Here is a 19,878-nt window from a genome sequence, read left to right as displayed (position 1 = left end):
ACCTGACACAGCGACCGCCTTGAAAAAGCGGTCGTTTGAATGGGGGCTGCCCTGCAGCCCAGCGCGAGCAAGCTCGCTCGCCACAACGACGGTGCTTGCAGACTCACACTTATGGCTGCCCCTGCAATTCTGAACAATTGTTCTGAATTAGCCTTTCCCCTACATTCCTAAGGGATAGTTCCTACAGGAAAGCTAGGCCGGGTCACGAGACGCCGGCACCCTGATGCGTTTCGCTCAGGACCACCTATCGTTACAGCTTTCCGTGTGTAAGGAAGCTCACGATATGCTGCGAACACTACCCATCAGTGCTTCAGGCCGCTTGCGTCTGCTCATTGGGGCCGCCTTATGCAGCCAATTGCTGACGCCCAGCCTTGCCTTCGCCGACCCAGCCTACGATGCCCTGATTATCCAGGCGCGTAACGGCAACTTCACCCCCGCGCTGACCCAATTACGCCAACTGCCGCCTGAACGCCAGACACCCGGCCAGATCAGTGATCACCTGGTGATTGCCGGTTGGGCAGGGCAAGACGCCGAAGTGCTGAAGGTGTACGAGGCCCAGGGCAAAAATCGCAACGTCACCACCCAGGCGCTGGCCACGGTGGCGCGTACTTATCGCAACCAAAAGCAGTGGCCACAGGCCCTGGCGGTTTACCAGCAAGCGCTGCTGCGTGAGCCGGGCAATATCGACCTGCAACTGGGTCAGGCGCTGACCCAGGCCGACGGCGGCCAGGCCACCACGGCTGTGCAGCGCTTGCGCGCACTGGTAGCGGCGCAACCCAATGACCCCAACCGCCGCATGGCCCTGGGTTATGCGTTGACCCGCGCAGGCTTGAACTACGACGCGTTGTTCGAGTTCGACCAAGCCTTTACCCGCGCCGGTGACAAACCCGAAGTGGTTCGCGAATACATCGTCGCCCTGCAAAAGGCCCGCCTGCCGGAGCCGGCGCTGCGCTTGTCGGCCCAGCATCCGGGCCTGCTCGACGCGGTGACCCAGCGCCGTCTCGAAGGTGACCTCGCCGCCGAGCGTGTGCGCATGGCCGAGTTCGCCACCCGTACCGAAAAAGAACGCTACGTGATCGCCGATCGCGCCCTCAATGACTACGACAAACTGCTCGCGCGCTGGACCCCGGACGCCAGCGCCCACGACGACGTGGTGCGCTGGCGCATCGACCGCCTGGGTGCCCTCAAGGCGCGGGCACGAACCGCCGATGTGATCCGCGACTACGAAACCCTCAAGGGTGAAGGCGTGCAATTGCCGACCTATGCCCTGCGTTGGGTCGCCGCGTCTTACCTCGACCAGCGCCTGCCGGAAAAAGCCGAGCCGTTGTACCGCCAGGTGATCAGCGCTGCCGATGCTGAACCCGATGACCGAGTCGAAGACACCACGGCCCTGTTCTACACCTTGCAGGAAAGCGACAAAGGCGCCGATGCGCGCGAAGTTGCCAACAGCCTCGCCACTAGCCAGAAACCTCGGGTCGAACTCAAGGGCTTGCCCATCGGTAACCCCAACGACGCCTGGATGGACGCGCAACAGCTGTCGGCCCAGGCCGGTGTCTATGGCGGCGACCTGCCCGGCAGCGAAGCCGGCCTGGACGCGTTAGTGGCCAAAGCCCCCGGCAATGTCGGCCTGCGCCTGGCCCAGGCTGACATGTACCGAGCCCGCGACCTGCCGCGCCGCGCCGAGGGCGTCCTCAAGGAAACCGAAGCCCAGACCCCGCGGGACATCGGCCTGGAAGTCAGCCAGGCCTACACCGCCATGGACCTGCAGGAATGGCGGCAAATGGACGTGCTCACCGATGACGTGCTGGCCCGCAACCCGGACAGCCGCCAAGTGCAGCGCCTGAGCCGCCTGCGGGATGTACATGACATGGCCGAGCTGCGCGTGGAGGCCTACACCGGTAAAAGCTACGGCGGCGGCAATAACAACGATGCCGGCGCGGTGGCCGGCAGCCGTGACTGGGGCATCGAAAGCGTGCTTTACACGCCGCCTATCGATGAAGACTGGCGCCTGTTTGCTGGTGCCGGCTACGCCACCGCCGATTTCAGCGAAGGCACCGGCCAGCACCGTTGGCAGCGCGTCGGTGTGGAGCGCCGCACCCGCGACATGACCCTGGAAGCCGAAGTCTCCAACCATTCCTATGGCTACGGCTCCAAGCAGGGCGCGGCCGTGTCGATTGCCCGCGACATTAACGACAACTGGCAGTACGGCGGCAGCCTCGGCTACCTGCTCACCACCACGCCGCTGCGGGCGTTGAATGCCGATGTCACCGCCAACGGCGGCAGTGGTTTTATCCGCTGGCGCGCGAATGAAAGCCGCGAGTGGAAACTGGCCCTGAGCCCGTCGCATTTCAGCGATGGCAACAACCGCTTCGAAGCCGTACTCACCGGCCGCGAGGGCATCTACAGCGCGCCGGGCGTGCAGGTAGACCTGGGCCTGGAAGTCGGCACCAGCCACAACAGCAAAGAAGACACGGTGTACTTCAACCCCAAATCCGACTTCACCGTGTTGCCCACGGTCACGGTCAATCATGTGCTTTATCACCGCTACGAGACTCAGTGGAGTCAGCAGTTCCAGCTCGGTGCAGGTACGTACAGCCAACGGGATTACTCCACCGGTGGCGTCGGTTTGATCGGCTATGGCCAACGTTTTCGCTGGAACGATGTACTCGACGTGGGCGCCAACCTGAGCCTGATCAGCCGACCTTATGACGGTGATCGCGAACGCGATCTGCGCTTGCTCGTCGACCTCACTTACCGTTTCTAAAAGAGCCTGACCATGACCGTCCTTTGCCGTTGCCTGTTGGTCCTGGGTGTAATGCTGGCCAGTGCCTGCGTCCAGCAACCCGCGCCCTTCACTCCACCCTCCGAGCGGCCGATAGCGGCCAACGAAGCGCCGTGGCCGAAAAACCATTTCCTGGGTATTGCCTACCACGACGTCGAGGATCGCGACCCCGACCAGGCGGTGGTGGCGGTGCGCACCGAACGCTTGATCGAACAGCTGGCGTGGTTGCGTGAGAACGGCTACCAGGCGGTCAGCGTCGACCAGATCCTGGCGGCACGCAACGGCGGCCCCGAGTTGCCACCCAAAGCCATCATGCTCAGCTTCGACGACGGCTATTCGAGCTTTTACACCCGCGTGATGCCGATTCTGCGCGCCTATCGCTGGCCGGCCTTGCTGGCGCCGGTGGGGTATTGGATCGACACGCCGCTCAATCAACCGGTGGACTTCGCCGGCTCGCCGCGCCCACGTGGGGAATTCCTCACCTGGCAGCAGATTCGTGAAGTGTCGCAGTCGGGCCTGGTGGAAATCGCCGCGCACACCGACAACAACCACAAAGGGATTTTGGCCAACCCCCAGGGCAACCTGGAGCCGGCGGCGACCAGCCTGCGCTTTGACCCGGCCACCGGTCGTTATGAAGACCAGGCCAAATTCGACGCGCGCATGCGGGCTGATGTCGCGGCGATCACCAACAAGATCCGCAGCGTAACCGGCAAGGCGCCTCGGGTGTGGGTGTGGCCGTATGGCGCCGCCAAAGGCACCTCGCTGGCGATTGTCGACGCGCAGGGCTACCAGATGGCGCTGACCCTGGAAGACGGCCTCGACAGCCTCGGCAACCTGATGAACAGCCCGCGCTTTTTGGTTGCCTCGGACCCGGACGGCGAACACTTCGCCAACAGCATGGTGGCCGTGCAAACCCAGGCACCTATGCGGGTGCTGCACGTGGACCTGGACAACGTTTACGACCCCGACCCGGCCCAGCAAGCGCGCAACCTCGACCAGTTGGTACAGCGTGTGGTCGACATGGGCGCGGGCACCGTGTTCCTGCAAGCTTTTGCCGACCCCAAGGGCGACGGCCTGGTGCATTCGCTGTACTTCCCCAACCGCCATTTGCCGGTGCGCGCCGACCTGTTCAACCGCGTCTCCTGGCAGTTGCACACCCGTGCCCATGCGGCGGTTTACGCCTGGATGCCGGTGCTGAGTTTCGCCCTTGACCCCAAGTTGCAGCGTGTGACCCGCTGGGACCCGCAAACCGGCCAGGTCGGCACCGACCCGGACCAATACAAACGCTTGTCGCCGTTCGACCCGCAGGTGCGCAAGATCATCGGCGAGATCTATGAAGACCTGGCGCGCAACAATGCCATCGACGGTGTGCTGTACCACGACGACGCCGTGCTTTCCGACTTCGAAGACGCCAGCCCCGCGGCGCTCAAGGCTTATGCCGCCAACGGCCTGCCAGGCAGCATTGCCGCGCTGCGCGCAGACCCGGCAGCGATGCAACGCTGGACGCGTTTCAAGAGCCGCTACCTGATCGACTTCACCAACGAGCTGACCGCCAAGGTCCGCGCCATTGGTGGCCCGCAGGTGCAGACCGCGCGCAATATCTTTGCCGAGCCGATGCTCAACCCGGCCAGCGAAGCCTGGTTTGCGCAGAACCTTGATGACTTCCTCCAGGCCTACGACTGGACCGCGCCCATGGCCATGCCGTTGATGGAAGGCCAGGAGCTGAAAACCTCCAACGCCTGGCTGGAAAAACTCGTCGCCACCGTTAAGGCACGCCCCGGCGCGCTGGAAAAAACCGTGTTCGAGCTGCAAGCCAAAGACTGGCGGACCAAAGCAGCGCCGGATATCAATGGCGCGCAAATGGCCGAATGGATGGGCGTGCTCAAACGCCAGGGGGTCAAGAGCTTTGGCTACTACCCGGATAACTTCCTGGAAAATTCGCCGGACCTGAAGACAGTTCGCCCGGCCCTTTCCAACCAGTGGAACCCTTGATCATGTTCGACAGAATCCTGGCTTTATTCGTGTTGGCGCTGGTATTAGGTGTGCCCCTGGGCCTGATCTTCCTGGTCACCGGGCAGTTCCTGATGGACTTCGTGTTTTTCTACCCGCTGTTCATGTCGGCGCTGTGGATCGCCGGCGGGCTGTACTTCTGGCTGCACTGGGAGCGGCATTGGCCGTGGAAGGAAGACACGCCGGCGCCGACCCTGGCCGGCAACCCGCTGATCTCGATCATCATCCCTTGCTACAACGAGGGCGATAACGCCGCCGACACCATTCATGCCGCACTCGGCCAGCTGTATCCGAACGTTGAAGTCATCGCCGTCAACGACGGTTCCAGCGACAACACCGCCGCCGTGCTCGACGCCCTGGCCCTGGAAAACCCGCGCCTGCGCGTGTTGCACCTGGCGCAGAACCAAGGCAAGGCCGTGGCCTTGCGCATGGGCGCCGTGGCGGCGCGCAGTGAGTACCTGGTGTGCATCGACGGCGATGCCTTGCTCGACAAAAACGCAGCGGCCTACATGGTCGCGCCGATGCTCGACAACCCGCGCCTGGGCGCCGTGACCGGCAACCCACGCATCCGCACGCGTTCGACCTTGATCGGCCGGGTGCAGGTGGGCGAGTTCTCCTCGATCATCGGTTTGATCAAGCGCACCCAGCGCGTGTTCGGGCGGATCTTCACGGTGTCGGGTGTGGTGGTGGCGTTTCGCAAGAAAGCGCTGGACCGCATCGACTACTGGTCCACCGACATGATCACCGAAGACATCGACGTGAGCTGGAAGCTGCAATTGGACCACTGGGCGATCTTCTACGAGCCCCGTGCCCTGTGCTGGATCCTCATGCCCGAAACCGTCGGCGGCCTGTGGAAACAGCGCCTGCGCTGGGCCCAGGGTGGCGCCGAGGTGCTGTTCAAGAACATCCGTGGCATCTGGCAATGGCGCCATCGCTACCTGTGGCCACTGCTGTTCGAATACTGCCTGTCCACCGGTTGGGCCTTTACCTTCCTGCTCTCAGTGATCTTCTGGGGCATGGGCAAGTTCGTGGTACTGCCCCAGGCGATTGCCGTGGATTCTTTGGTGCCACCGGCCTTTACCGGCCTGGTACTGGCGATGGTGTGTCTGCTGCAATTTGCGGTGAGCATCCTGATCGACCGGCGCTATGAGAAGGACCTGTGGAAAACCCTGTTCTGGACCGTGTGGTACCCGATGGTGTTCTGGCTGGTCAGCCTGTTCACCACCCTGGTCAGTTTTCCCAAAGTGCTGTTCAACCAGCACCAGAAACGCGCGCGCTGGGTCAGCCCGGACCGCGGCATCAAACCCGCTCAAGAGGAGGCGTGACCATGAAGCTGGTCAGAACTCGCCAAAACATCGTGATGTGGATCATCGACGTGCTGCTGACGCTGCTGGCGTGGGGCGGGCTGATCTGGCTGCTCGCGCGTGGCATCGGCGCCATGCTCGAAACCCACGGCGGCCCGCGTATCGAGGCGCCGATTTTCGCCGCGCTCAACACCTTGCAGATCTATCTGTGGATCGCCTTGTTCAACGCAGTGATCCTGATCAGTTGGGCGCGCTATCAACAACGCCGTGGGCGCAAATTCGCCCAGCGCCGCGCCGAGGCCAATGCGCTGAGCGACAAACACCTGAGTGAGAGTTTCAATTTGGGCGACGGCCACCTGGAGCAGTTTCGCAGGCCGGGTGTATTGGTGATCCACAACGACGAAGACGGCGGCGTGGAGGATGTGAAGTCCCATGTGTCCCGCGACGTGGAGCGCCCCGGCCTGACCCTGGTGCCCGGCGCGGAAAAAGGCAAAGACGCGGGCTAGAAACTCCAAAGCACCAAAAAGATCGTTCCCACGCTCCGCGTGGGAATGCATCCTGTGACGCTCCGCGTCACCCTAGGGCTGATGTCACCGGGACGCGGAGCGTCCGAGGCGGCATTCCCACGCAGAGCGTGGGAACGATCCCTTGTACTCGGCGCGGAAAAAGGCAAAGACGCCGGCTAGAAATTCCGAAAGCACCACGAAGATCGTTCCCACGCTCCGCGTGGGAATGCATCCTGTGACGCTCCGCGTCACCCTTGAGCTGATGTCACCGGGACGCGGAGCGTCCGAGGCGGCATTCCCACGCAGAGCGTGGGAACGATCCTGAGGCAATAATCCGATAAATGGGATCCAATTCACAAAACAACCGCGAACTTTTCGCTATTCCCCTGCACTAACCTAACTCGGCAAGTAGTTGATGGCTAAATAATGGCATTTGCTCGGTTGTTTGCCGAATTACTATCAAAAGAGTTGCCGCTGGTCGGAATAAAAGTTCTAAAGACTGACGCTATCTCTGTTTGATAATTCTTTGTTGTTAATAATCAATGTGTTGCGGCTGTAATAAGTACGAATGTGCAACTGTCCCCGTTTCTTGGGGCAGCGCTAGTTCGATGGTAGTTTGCCGCCCCTTGATTTTCGATGGATCGAACATGTCTTTTTTATTGCCACGGACTCGGTACTTGTTGTGCACTTTCATGCTCGCCTGCCTGAGCATGAACACGGCCATCGCCGCCCCCACGCCTGGGGATCAAGACCTGATCCGCGATCGGCAGAACCGCCTGCTCGAAGAGCAAAGCCGGCGCCTGCAAGAGCTTCAGGACCTGCCTGGCAAAGAAGCCAAGCCCCAGGCACCGGCCACGCCTGCCGACACCCGCTGCTTCCCGATCAAAGACATCGAACTCAAAGGCGCCGACAGCCTGCCTGCCGGCGACCGCACTCTGCTGCTCAAACCCTATGTAGGCCAATGCCTGGGCGTCTCGCAGCTCAATGAGCTGCTCAAAGTCATCACCGACTATTACATCGCCAAAGGCCGCGTCACCAGCCGCGCCTATTTGCCGCAACAAGACCTCTCCAGCGGCCATCTGCAGGTGTTGGTGGTCGAAGGCAAACTCGAAGCCGTGCGCAGCGCCGAAGGCAGCAACGTCACTGAGCGTGAACTGGCCATGGCGTTTCCCGGCAAGGTCGGCGAGGCGCTGAACCTGCGCGAAGTCGAGCAACTGGTGGACCAGCTCAACCGGTTGCCGTCCAAACAGGCGCAAATGGAACTGACCCCCGGCAAGCAAGTGGGCGGCAGCGACGTGGTGGTCAAGAACACCCCGCAAAAGCCCTGGCGCGCCAGCCTGTCGCGCAACAACGACGGGCAACGCAGCACCGGCGAGCAGCAATGGGGCGCGGGCCTGGAATGGGACAGCCCGCTCGGCCTGGCCGACCAACTGGTGCTGCGCGGCGGCCACGACGCCATCAGCGACCACCAGAAAACCTCGAAAAACACCCTGCTCTATTACAACGTGCCGTGGGGGTGGTGGAACTTCACCTACACCTACAGCGAGAGCGATTACCGCGCGCTGGGTTACACCGACACCTTCAAGTTCAAACAGTCGGGCGACAACCAGAACCACCAGTTGCGCGCAGAGCGCGTAATCCACCGCGATGACGTGAGCAAAACCTCGCTCAACGTCGGCCTGGCTCACCTGCGCACCAACAACTACATCAACGACGCCCAGCTCGAAATCAGCAGCAACCGCCTCAGTGAGTTGCAGTTTGGTATCAACCACGGCCGGCGCATCGGCAATGCCTTCGTCAACATCGACCTGGGCGTACAGAACGGCATCGGTGCCTTTGACGCCCAGCGCGACGACCAGCACCGCGACCAGTTCGGCAACCTCACGCCCACCCCGGACTACCGCAAATACACCGCCACGGTCAGCTACTTGCAGCCGTTTCGCCTGTGGGGCGAGTCGTTCAGCTTCACCAGCCTGGCCACCGGGCAACGCAGTGAAGACGTGCTGTTCTCGCCGCAACGCATCAGCCTCGGCGGCTCGTCGTCGGTGCGCGGTTTCAAGGATCAGCAACTGTCCGGCGACAGCGGCGGCTACTGGCGCAACGAAGTGCGTTGGGCGCGCCCGGTCACCCTGGAATGGCTGCGCCCGGCCTTCGCCGAATACGGCACCAGCCTCGGTTACGACCAGGGCGTGATCCGCAACGACCGTTACAACGGCGACAACCACGGCCGCGTTTCAAGCAACTCCGTGGAACTGTTTGCCCGTGGCAAATACGTCAGCACCAGCGTGACCTTTGCCCACTCGTTAGAAAGACCCGCAGTGGTGACGGAGCGTGAAGCGCCGATCTACTTCCGCATGGATTTCTTCCTGTAATTCAACGCCCCGCTGCAACGAGAACTTGACCATGGATGTTCGCCACTTTGCCTTTCTGGCCCGCCAACCTTCTGCTGCCTTGAAGCGCCGCGACGCGTTCTTCGGCCTGCCCAAGCGCGGCCTGGTGCTGATCCTGGTCAACGCGCTGTTCTGGCAGCCGTTGCTGGCCCAGGCCGAAGGCATTGTGGTGAGCAACCCGGCCACCAGCGTCGGCCAGGCGGGCAATGGTGTGCCGGTGGTGAATATCGCCACACCCAATGGCAGTGGTTTGTCCCATAACCAGTTCAAGGACTACAACGTCGGCCCTAACGGCGTGATCCTCAACAACGCCACCGGTGCGGTGCAGAATACCCAACTGGGCGGTTATATCGTCGGCAACCCCAACCTCAAGGGCGGCGCGGCCAACGTCATCCTCAACGAAGTCAACGGCGGCAGCCCGAGCCAGCTGCGCGGTTACACCGAAGTGGCGGGGCAGTCGGCCAAAGTCATCGTCGCCAACCCTTACGGCATCACGTGCAGCGGTTGCGGGTTTATCAACACGCCCAACGTGACCCTGACCACCGGCAAGCCGATGATGGACAACGTCGGTCGCCTGGACCACTACCAGGTGGACGGCGGCGCCGTGACCATCGACGGCGAAGGCCTGAACGCCAGCAACGTCGACCGCTTCGAAATCATCACCCGCTCGGCCAAGATCAACGCGCAGATCAACGCCCGTGAACTGGCTGTGGTCGCCGGGCGCAACGACGTCGACGCCAAAAGCCTGAAAGCCACTTCGCGGGCCGACGATGGCAGCGCGAAACCCGAGCTGGCCATCGACTCCAGCGCCCTGGGCGGCATGTACGCCGGCGCAATCAAACTGGTGGGCACCGAAGCCGGTGTGGGCGTGAAGCTCGACGGCACGCTGGCGGCCAGTGGTGGTGATATCCAGCTCGATGCCAATGGGCATTTGAGCATGGCGCAAACCGCCGCCAGCGGCGCGGTCAACATCAACGCCGCCAGCCTGGACGCCAAAGGGCCGGTGTATGCCGGTACAGCCCTGAACGTGAACACCCAGGGCGACCTAACTAACCGCCAGAGCCTGGCTGCGGGTGACCGCATTGCGCTGTCCAGCGGCGGCACGCTGACCAACGGCGACATCATCGAAGCCGGCGTCAACGCCGACAACACCCGCAACGCCACGGGCGATGTGAGCCTGCGTGGCAAGGTCGTCACCAACACCGGCGCCAGTGTGATTGCCAGCCGCGCGTTGAGCGTGGATGCCCAGGCGTTGAACAACCAGGGCGGCACACTGGGTGCCAAACAACACACCCAAATTACCGCCGCCACCGTCGATAACCAGAACAAAGGCCGCATTCTCAGCAACGGCGGCCTGACCATCACGGCCGATCGCCTGCAAAACACCCAAGGTGGGTTGGTCACCAGCAACGGGCCGCTGACCGCCGTGGTCGGCGAGGTGCATAACCAGGGCGGTGAACTCTCAAGCCTCGACACCGCAGCGCTCACGGTCGCGACCCTCGATAACGTCGCAGGCCTCATCACGGCGGGCAATGCGCTGAGCCTCAACGTCGGCAGCCTCAACAACCAAGCCGGGCTGGTCACCAGCCAAGGCACGGTGAGCGTGGCCGGCAATAGCCTCGACAACCGCAAAAAAGGCTTGGTCGCAGGCGTGGGTGGTGTGCAGGTCAATGTCGCCAACATCGACAATCGCAACGGCGAGCTGTCCAGCCGTTCGGGCGTTGTGGTGACCGCTACGCAACTGGATAACAGCGACGGCGGGCTGCTGATTGCCGGTGGCGGCGCAGGTTTGAATGTCGACCAACTGCTCAACCGCAACCAGGGTTTGATCAGCAGCGAAGGGCTGCTGAGCATCTCGGCGCGCACGCTGGCCAACGGCGGCGGCACGCTCTCCAGCGCCGGGCCGCTGACCCTCAGCGCACTCGGCGCAGTGGATAACCGAGGCGGGCGGCTGGTCACCGATGGCAGCCTGATACTCAACGCCGCAAGCGTTGACAACAGCCAGAACGGCACCCTGAGTGCGCGCCAGGCCCTGTCCCTCGGCACCGCCGACCTCAACAACCAGCAAGGCGGTCAGATCACCAGCGCCGAGGCGCTGACGCTGGACCTGCACCGTGGCGAGTTCAACAACCAGGGCGGGCTGATCAACGCGCCGCTGTTGATGCTCAGCAACCTCAAGAACGTGCATAACCAGGGCGGTGAAATCTCCAGCAGCCAGGCGTTCACACTCACCGCCGACAACCTCGACAACAGCAGCGGCAAACTGCTGAGCAACGCCGCGCTGACCCTGCGCATCGGCCAGGCCCTGGCCAACGTCAAAGGCCTGATTGCCGCCGCCTCGGTTGACGCCCACGCCACCGACCTCGACAACAGCGGCGGCACCCTCACCAGCCGTGGCGACACGCTGCTCAACGTGGCTGGCCGCCTCACCAACCGCGACCAGGGCCTGCTCAACGCGAGCAATACGCTGACGCTCAACAGCGCTGCGCTGGACAACCAGAACGGCTCGCTGCTGGGCAGCGCGATTGCCCTGGACTTCGGCACCGCCACCGGCGACCTGAACAACACCGGTGGCCTGATCACCACCGCCGGCAACCTCTCCATCAACCACCTGCGTGACCTCAGCAACCAGGGAGGCGAACTCTCCAGCGCGCAAACCCTGAACCTTAGCGGCCGCACGTTGAACAACAGCAACGGCAAGCTGATCAGCAATAACCTGCTGGTGCTCAATGCCGAAAACCTGATCAACCAGAATGGCCTGATGTCCGGCTGGCAGGGCCTCACCGTCAGCGGCGCGAACCTCGATAACCGCAACGGCGGCACCTTGTCGAGCCGATACGGCGACCTTAACGCCACGCTGACCGCCAACCTGCTCAACAGCGCAGGCGGGGCACTGGTGAGCCAGAAAGCGCTGACCGTTAATGCTGGCGAACTGGACAACAGCAACAAAGGCGTACTCTCCAGCGCGGCCGGGCAGACGCTTACCGTCGGCGGCTTGCTCAACAACGCCCAGGGCGGCGTGATCGACAGCGGCGCGGCCCTGAGCCTGACTACGCAAAACCTGGACAACAGCGCCGGCAGCATCAGTGGCGGCACCGCCACCACCCTCGACCTGCTCGCGACCCTGACCAACACCAATGGCAAACTGGCCAGCGGCGGCCCGCTGCTGATCAGCCGCGCGGCGCAGATCAACAACCAGGGCGGCCAGATCGCCAGCCAAGGTTTGTTGACCCTGCTGACTGTCGGCCTGGATAACCGCAACCGTGGCACCCTGGCCGCCAACGACCGCTTGAGCCTCACCGCCAGCGGCCTGGTACAGAACGGCAACGACGGCTTGATCTACAGCCAGAACGCCGACCTCAGCCTCACGGCCAACCGCTTGGACAATGGCAAAGGCACCGTGCAAAGCCAGGGCGGCATGACCGCCAACGTGGCCGACATGCTGGATAACCAGAGCGGCAAACTGATCGCCCAGGCCGGTGACCTCAGCGTCAACGCCGCCAGCCTCGACAACCGTGGCGGCACCCTCGCCAGCCTCAAGGCCGCGCTGCAAACCCAAGTAGTCGGCGTGCTGCGCAACGGTTACGACCTCAACAACAACCGCCAGGGCGGCGTGATGCAGGGGCAAAGCCTCAACCTGCAAGCCGGCAGCGTAGACAACTACGGCGGGCGCATCGCCGCGCAGGGCGGCAACGCACTGGTCACCACCGGCAACTTCGACAACCGCAACGGCGGGCTGTATGCCAAAGGCCTGATGCGCGTGGTCGGGCATGACTTCGATAACAGCGGTGACAACGACGGCCAGATTGCCGGCCAACAGATCGACCTGGACCTCAGCGGCGCACTCAACAACCGCCTCGGCATCATCGAAAGCGAAAGCACCCTGAAGGTGCGCGCGGCCAGCCTCGATAACCAGACCGGGCGCCTGCGTGCGCTGGGCACGGCGGGCACCACCGAATTCGCCATCGGCGGCCTGTTCGACAACCGCAACGGCGTGGTGGAAACCGCCAACAACGACCTGACCCTCAACGCCGGCAGCTTCCAGAACCTGGGCGGCAACGTACTGCACGTGGGCACCGGCAATTTCGGTATTGCCCCGGCCAACCTCAACGACGTGGGCGGCAGCCTGGTCACCCGTGGCGACCTGACCATCACCCAGGGCAACTGGACCAACAGCAGCGTGATCCAGGCCGGGCAGCTCACGGTCAACGTCGACAACCTCGACCAGACCGCCACCGGCCAACTGCTCGGTGCCCGAGGCTTTGTCGGCAATGGCGCCAACTGGACCACCCACGGCCTGATCGCCAGCGACGGCGCGCTCGACCTGACCTTGAGCGGCGCGCTCAACAGCAGCGGGCGCATCAGCAGCCTGGGCAACCTCAACCTCAGCGCCGCACAGGCCAACTTGAGCGACACGGCCAGCATTGCCGGCGGCGGGGTTACTACCGCCAACATCGCCGGCACACTCAACAACCGTGGGCGCCTCACCGCCGCCACAGACCTCGTGGTCAACGCCGGCACACTCAACAACTACGCGACCCTGGGCAGCGGCCAGCGACTGGTCGCCACCACCGGCGCCTTGCTCAATGACCACGGCCTGATCTTCAGCGGCGGCGACATGAGCCTGCGTGTGGACGCGCTGAACAACAGCTACGCCGACGTCTACAGCCTGGGCAACCTCAGCGTCGACCGTGACGGCAAGGGCGGCCTGGCCAGCAGCATCCTCAACAGCTCATCCACGATCCAGAGTGACGGCAACCTCAGCCTGTCCGCCAACTCGATCAAAAACCAGCGGGCGGTACTCGACGTCAACGATGCGGGCGTCTACACCGCCTCGGCCACCGAAGGCACCTGCATCGAGTACGTCAACGCCGGTGACTGCCATGCGGGCGGCACCCCGCGTAACTACGTGTGGGAGTTGGTGACCCGCGACAAACTGGAAGTGACCGCCGCCAGTGCCGGTTCGAGCATCACCTCGGGCGGTAACATGACCCTGGCGGGCGGCGACCTGCTCAACAGCAGCAGCTCGATCGCGGCCGGCGGTAACTTCACCGCGCGCCTGAACAACCTGGTCAACACCGGCATCGAAACTGGCGAGACCGAGACCTATCGTCTTTTCACGTCAAAGCGCACCAAGCACCCTGAAGGCTGGTTCGGCGCCGCCGCCGCACTCACCAACAAATACTGGTACAAAAGCGCCGGTTACAACCCCAATGACCTCGGCGGCCTTGAGGCCACCGTGGCTAACTTTATCGGCATGATGGAGATCGAGCGCACCCAGTTCGGCAAAGTCACCAAAATTGCCAGCGATGACCAACGTTACGCCGCCGTGATTCAGGCGGGCGGCGCAGTAGACGTCAAGGCCCAAGCCGGTATCGACAACAGTGTGGTGCGCCTGGGCTATAGCTACATCGGCGCAGGTGCCAAAACCACCACCGACGCCACCGGTGCCAGTGGCGCAGCCGGTTACTCGACACGCGTCACCCTCAACCAGCAACTGCCGCCGGACCTGGCCCAACAGCAGATCAACCCGCTGAGCCTGCCCGGCTTTACCTTGCCTACCGGCCAGGGCGGGCTGTTCCGCCTCAGTGGCCAGAGCGCCAGCGCGCCTGCCAGCACCGGCCCGCAAGGCTGGACCCTGGGCGGCGGCAGTGTCGACCGCACGCCGGTTACCGGCCCGGTCGTGCCCGGCAGCGGCACCTCGGCCGACGGCGTGGTGATTAACCGCGTGCAAGGCCTGCCAGACAGCCAGTTCGCCTCCAACCCACAGAAATACCTGATCGAAACCAACCCGCTGCTGACCAACCTCAGCCAGTTCTTAAGCTCCGATTACATGCTGTCCAAACTGGGCTACGACCCGGACCAGGCACAAAAGCGCCTGGGTGACGGCCTGTATGAACAGCGCCTGATCCAGCAAGCCGTGATCGCCCGTACCGGCCAGCGCTTCATCGATGGCCAGACCAGCGACACAGCAATGTTCAAGTACCTGATGGACAACGCCATCGGCACCAAACAGGCGCTAAACCTGGCCGTAGGCGTGAGCCTCACCGCCGAGCAAGTGGCGGCCCTGACCCACGACATCGTGTGGATGGAAAACGCCACCGTCGCCGGCCAGCAAGTGCTGGTGCCCGTGCTCTACCTGGCCCAGGCCAACAACCGCCTGGCGCCCAACGGCGCACTCATCACCGGCAGCGACCTGAACCTGGTCAGCGGCACCGACCTCAACAACGTCGGCACCCTGCGCGCCACCAACAACCTCGCCGCCAGCGCCGGGCGCAACATGGTCAACAGCGGCCTTGTGCAAGCGGGCAACCGCCTCGACCTGCTCGCCGGCAACACCCTCACCAACCGCGCCGGCGGCATCATCGCCGGGCGCGACGTCAGCGTCAGCGCAGTAAATGGCGATGTGCTCAACGAACGCACCGTCACCAGCCACCAGAGCAGCAGCGGCTACCGCACCGAACGCACCGACTTCGTCGACAACGCCGCCCGCATCGAAGCCGCCAATACCCTCACCCTGCAAGCCGGGCGCGACGTCAACAGCACCGGCGGCGCCTTCAAAAGCGGCGCCGACCTGGGCGTTCAAGCCGGGCGCGACGTGAACCTGGCCACCGCCGAACAACGCAACGCCAATGCCGTCAGCACCCTGATGCGCAGTAACTCGGCCACCCAATACGGCACCGTGATCGAGGCCGGGCGCGACTTCCAGGTGGTGGCTGCGCGGGACATCAGCGCTATCGGCAGCCAGTTGAATGCCACGCGTGATCTGGCGCTGGTAGCCAAGGGCAATGTGAACCTGGCGTCGGCGGCGAATGAACAGCATTCGGCGTTTAATTCCAAGAAGGTCACCAGCCAGGAAGACCACGTTCAGCAAGTGGGCACCTCGCTGGTTGCCGGTGAGAACCTCTCCCTGAGTGCCGGCAACGACCTCGTGGTCAGCGCCAGCCGTGCGAGTGCCGGCAAGGAAGCCTACCTGTACGCAGGCAATGACCTGGCGCTGAACGCCGCGCAAGACAGCGACTACAGCTATTACCGCAAAACCAAAACCAGCAAAGGGTTGCTGTCCAGCAGCCAGAAAACGCGCATCGACAGCAGTAACCAGATCAGCCAGCAGGGCTCTTCCATCAGCGCTGATACCGTGGTCGTGCGTGCTGGCCGTGACATCGGCACTACCACCAGCGACGTGGTTTCCACCAACGCCACCAGCCTGGTTGCCGGGCGCAATGTAGTGATTGATGGGGCAACGGAAACCTTTGAACAAAGCCATTCGTCCTCGACCAAAAAATCGGGCTTGATGAGCAGCGGCGGCATCGGCGTTACGTTGGGTTCAAGCAGCAACCAGAACACCTTCACCAGCAGCACCGAAACCACCCGGGCCAGCAACATCGGCAGTGTGCTGGGCAGTGTGGATATTCAGGCTGGCAAAGACCTGACCATTCGCGGTTCTGACGTGGTTGCCGGTAAGGACATCAGCCTGGTTGGGCAAAATGTCAGCATCCTGGCTTCCGAGAACAACAACCGCAGCGAGCAGACCTCCAAAAGCAAAACCAGTGGTTTGACCCTGGCGTTGTCCGGCACTGTGGGTAGCGCGGTGGACTCCGCTTATAAGACCGCCAAGCAAGCCAAGAACGAGGACGACGGCCGTCTCTCGGCGCTGCAAGGTGTGAAGGCAGGGTTGACGGGCGTGCAGGCGTGGCAAGCGGCGCAGCAGAATGGCGGCATGACCGGTGCTAACGCTTCGCAGTTTGTGGGGATCAGCATCTCCCTGGGTTCGCAAAAATCCGATTCCAAACAGACTCAGGAGCAAACACTCAGCCAGGGCAGCAGCCTGACGGCCGGCAACAACCTCACCATCGTGGCGGACGGCAACGGTACGCCTGGGGCCGCAGGTGATATCCATGTTCAAGGCAGCAAGCTTCAGGCCGGTAATGAGATGCGGCTGGCGGCGGAGCGCGATATTCGCCTGGAAGCTGCGGCGAATAACCAAAAACTTGATGGCAAAAATAGCAGCAGTGGTGGTGCGGTAGGTATCAGCCTAGGCGTGGGTTCCGAAGGCGGCGGCCTGAGCATTTTCGCCAATGCCAACAAAGGCACCGGTAACGAGAAGGGCACCGGTACCACCTGGACGGAAACAACCCTGGATGCGGGCAAACAGGTCAGCCTGATCAGCGGCCGAGACACCGCCCTGAAGGGCGCGCAGGTCAGCGCAGACAAAATTACCGCTACTGTGGGGCGCGACCTTACGCTGCAAAGCCTGCAAGACACCGATAACTACAAGTCCAAGCAGACGGACGTGAGTGGGGGCGTCAGCTTCGCCATCATCGGCACCGGTGGCAGTGCAAACCTGAGCATCAGTAAAAGCAAGATCGACTCCAAATACCAGAGTGTGCAGGAGCAAACCGGCCTGTTCGGCGGTAAGGGCGGCTACCAGATTGACGTAGGCAAACACACGCAACTCGATGGCAGCGTGATCGGCAGCACAGCCACGCCGGACAAAAACCGCCTGAGCACCGGCACGCTGGGATGGAGCGTTTTAAAGAACAAGGCTGAGTACACAAGCCAGTTGCAGAGCGCCAGTGTGAGCAGTGGCGCAAGCGGAGCGAACGCCTTCATCAGCAACCTGCCCTCCGGCAGCTTGATCGCGTTCAATCATGGCGACAGTGACAGCGGCACCACCTCATCGGCCATTTCCAACGGTACCCTCGACATCCGCGACCCTGCCAAACAGCAGCAGGACGTTGCAACGCTGAGCCACGATGTTGAACACGCCAACGGCAGCATCAGCCCGATCTTTGATAAGGAAAAAGAGCAGAAGCGCCTGCGGCAGGTGCAGTTGATTGCGGATATTGGTACTCAAGCGGTTGATATTGTCCGCACGCAAGGCCAGATCGATGCTGATAAAGAGGCGCGTGCTGAACTTGATAAGCGTGGCATCAAGGACCCTGGAAAAGATGCCAAAAAAGAGGACGTCGATGCCTACAAGAAACAACTGATTGCCACTGACGCTTATCAACGGATCATGGCGGACTACGGGGTCGGCGGCAATTACCCACGTGTAGCGCAGGCGGTGACAGCAGCATTGCAAGGGTTGGTGGGAGGCGATATCGGTTCCGCTATTGCGGGCGCGTCGGCGCCGTACATGGCGCAAGTCATCAGGAAAACCACCGGAGACAACGCTGTACTCAACACCATGGCGCATGCCGTATTGGGTGCGGTGGTGGCGCAGGCGCAAGGCAACTCTGCGGGAGCGGGGGCTGCGGGAGCTGCGACGGGTGAATTCATCGCCCATCAGTTGTATCCGGGCAAGAAGACAATCGAGTTGACGGAGGAGGAGAGAGAGACGGTTGTTGCACTTTCGGGTCTAGCAGCAGGGTTGGCTGGGGGGATTGCTGGTGGTGATCTGGGCGGTGCGGTTACTGGAGCAAAGGCGGGAAGCAATGCGGTGGAGAACAACTCCCTCAGTGATATTGCAGAAGCATTAGCCGCACATAAGACACTTGAGCAGCAGGCTGAAGACCGCGTCAAAGCAGAAAACCAACACTACAAGGAGCAAAACTGCGCTGGCATGAGTGAGCAAGCGTGCTCGGTCAAGATGTATACTCAGCGGCGGGAAGAGCTCAAAGGTGCCCTGTCAGAAGGCGCAAATTTTGTACCAGTTATCGGCACAGTTAAAAGCGTAGCGGAGGCTGAGAGTGCACTTGATTACCTTGAGGTAGCAGCATCTCTTATTCCAGGTGAACGGATTATTTCCGGCACCCTGAAAATGGCACGCAAAGCTCTGAACAGGGGCGATATCAGCGAAGCATCGAAGCTGATTAGCAGCGCCAGTAATGAGATTCAGGGTGCAAAGGCGCCATACACCTCGATTTCCTCGCCGGATGCTGAGGCTGGCATGCCGTATGCCCACCCGGTAAAGGAGGCTGGTGCAAAAGCAACTGGTGGCGCTGCCGGAAAGGTAGATGATCTAGCTTCAGCGTCAAACCTTCCAAGTGGAACAGGTCTTGGTGGTTTCAAGGTCGGCTTAAGTGCAGACGACATCACTGCTATAAATTCACAGTTTGGCGGTTCGGTTTCATTCAGAGAAGTAGATACGGCTATTGCAAATGCTGCCAATTATGATGGTTTTTATAATAAGGCTGGCTCAATGATCAGGGATATTGCAGGCGGGCATCTGTTTGATAATGGGAACAAGCGGACTGCTGTTGAGGTGGTTGAGCAGTTGCTTATAAAAAACGGCGTGGATGGTCCGCCAAAACAAATTATTTGGAATGTTGTGGATAAGGTTGCGACGGGGAAGCTAACTAATGTCCAAGACATTTCAAAAGCATTAAGAGGGCTGGATTAATGTCTTTCAATGAGCTTTCTGAAAAGTATGCGGCTCGTTTCGGTTCGCCAAGTATGAATGGCGTCGGGCTAGAGGAGTTTATTCAAATACTAGAGTTGGTGGCGATGAAAAATAAGGGTTTTTTCATCTTTAAGGTGGATGGTGAAAGAGAGCGTAATATTTATACTTTTATTTTAAATATGTCGACAAGTAACGATGTTGTAATAAGAAAAGATACAGATAGCATACGGGAAGGTATGGAATATTTTTTCTCTGAGCTTGAGCGGCTCGGCATATATCCATAACTTGATATTTAGATATTTTGCTTGGCCCCGATAGCAGAACTCGCGGAAATAGCGGAAATAGGGGTCACGAAAATAGCAGGAAATAGGGGTCAGACCAGAATGGCACTTCCTTAACAGCTAACCAGCTAACCAGCTAACCAGCTGATCTGACTACAGAAAAATGAAAAAAGGCCGTCCTTGGTCTACGGTGATAGTTGCGAACACACACCACTCGAACAAGGACAGCCCGCGTGAATCGTAGACGTCAAATCGTCAGG

7 protein-coding genes are annotated in these 19,878 nt (G+C 61.5%); all 7 read left to right on the top strand.

Features of this window, described 5'->3' with window-relative positions:
• The first annotated feature begins 283 nt into the window (after window positions 1–283).
• The 7 genes from pgaA (at window position 284) to ACTD9P_RS15500 (ending at window position 19,621) form a co-directional block, all read left to right on the top strand.
• Window positions 284–2,764, top strand: a complete 2,481-nt coding sequence (gene pgaA / locus ACTD9P_RS15530; RefSeq protein ID WP_438868352.1) for a poly-beta-1,6 N-acetyl-D-glucosamine export porin PgaA — start codon at window positions 284–286, stop codon at window positions 2,762–2,764.
• A gap of 12 nt (window positions 2,765–2,776) precedes the next feature.
• Complete coding sequence (pgaB, locus tag ACTD9P_RS15525; protein ID WP_438868351.1) at window positions 2,777–4,774, top strand: poly-beta-1,6-N-acetyl-D-glucosamine N-deacetylase PgaB; 1,998 nt, start codon at window positions 2,777–2,779, stop codon at window positions 4,772–4,774.
• 2 nt (window positions 4,775–4,776) lie between these two features.
• On the top strand, window positions 4,777–6,117 hold the full coding sequence (gene pgaC / locus ACTD9P_RS15520) for a poly-beta-1,6-N-acetyl-D-glucosamine synthase (protein ID WP_438868350.1): 1,341 nt from the start codon (window positions 4,777–4,779) through the stop codon (window positions 6,115–6,117).
• Between the two features lie 2 nt (window positions 6,118–6,119).
• The gene (pgaD, locus tag ACTD9P_RS15515; RefSeq protein WP_438868349.1) at window positions 6,120–6,602 is read left to right on the top strand and encodes a poly-beta-1,6-N-acetyl-D-glucosamine biosynthesis protein PgaD; all 483 of its coding nucleotides are present in this window, start codon (window positions 6,120–6,122) and stop codon (window positions 6,600–6,602) included.
• A 647-nt stretch (window positions 6,603–7,249) separates the two neighbouring features.
• Complete coding sequence (locus ACTD9P_RS15510; protein ID WP_438868348.1) at window positions 7,250–8,974, top strand: ShlB/FhaC/HecB family hemolysin secretion/activation protein; 1,725 nt, start codon at window positions 7,250–7,252, stop codon at window positions 8,972–8,974.
• Window positions 8,975–9,005: 31 nt separating this feature from the next.
• Complete coding sequence (locus ACTD9P_RS15505) at window positions 9,006–19,337, top strand: hemagglutinin repeat-containing protein (protein WP_438868347.1); 10,332 nt, start codon at window positions 9,006–9,008, stop codon at window positions 19,335–19,337.
• Window positions 19,337–19,621, top strand: coding sequence for a hypothetical protein (locus tag ACTD9P_RS15500; protein ID WP_043305952.1), 285 nt, complete (start codon window positions 19,337–19,339; stop codon window positions 19,619–19,621). Before ACTD9P_RS15505 ends, ACTD9P_RS15500 begins: the two co-directional genes overlap by 1 nt.
• The last annotated feature ends 257 nt before the right edge of the window (window positions 19,622–19,878 follow it).

The sequence above is a fragment of the Pseudomonas onubensis genome (genome assembly GCF_965653655.1).
Classification (GTDB): domain Bacteria; phylum Pseudomonadota; class Gammaproteobacteria; order Pseudomonadales; family Pseudomonadaceae; genus Aquipseudomonas.
This window is presented reverse-complemented; position numbering and strand designations above follow the sequence as displayed.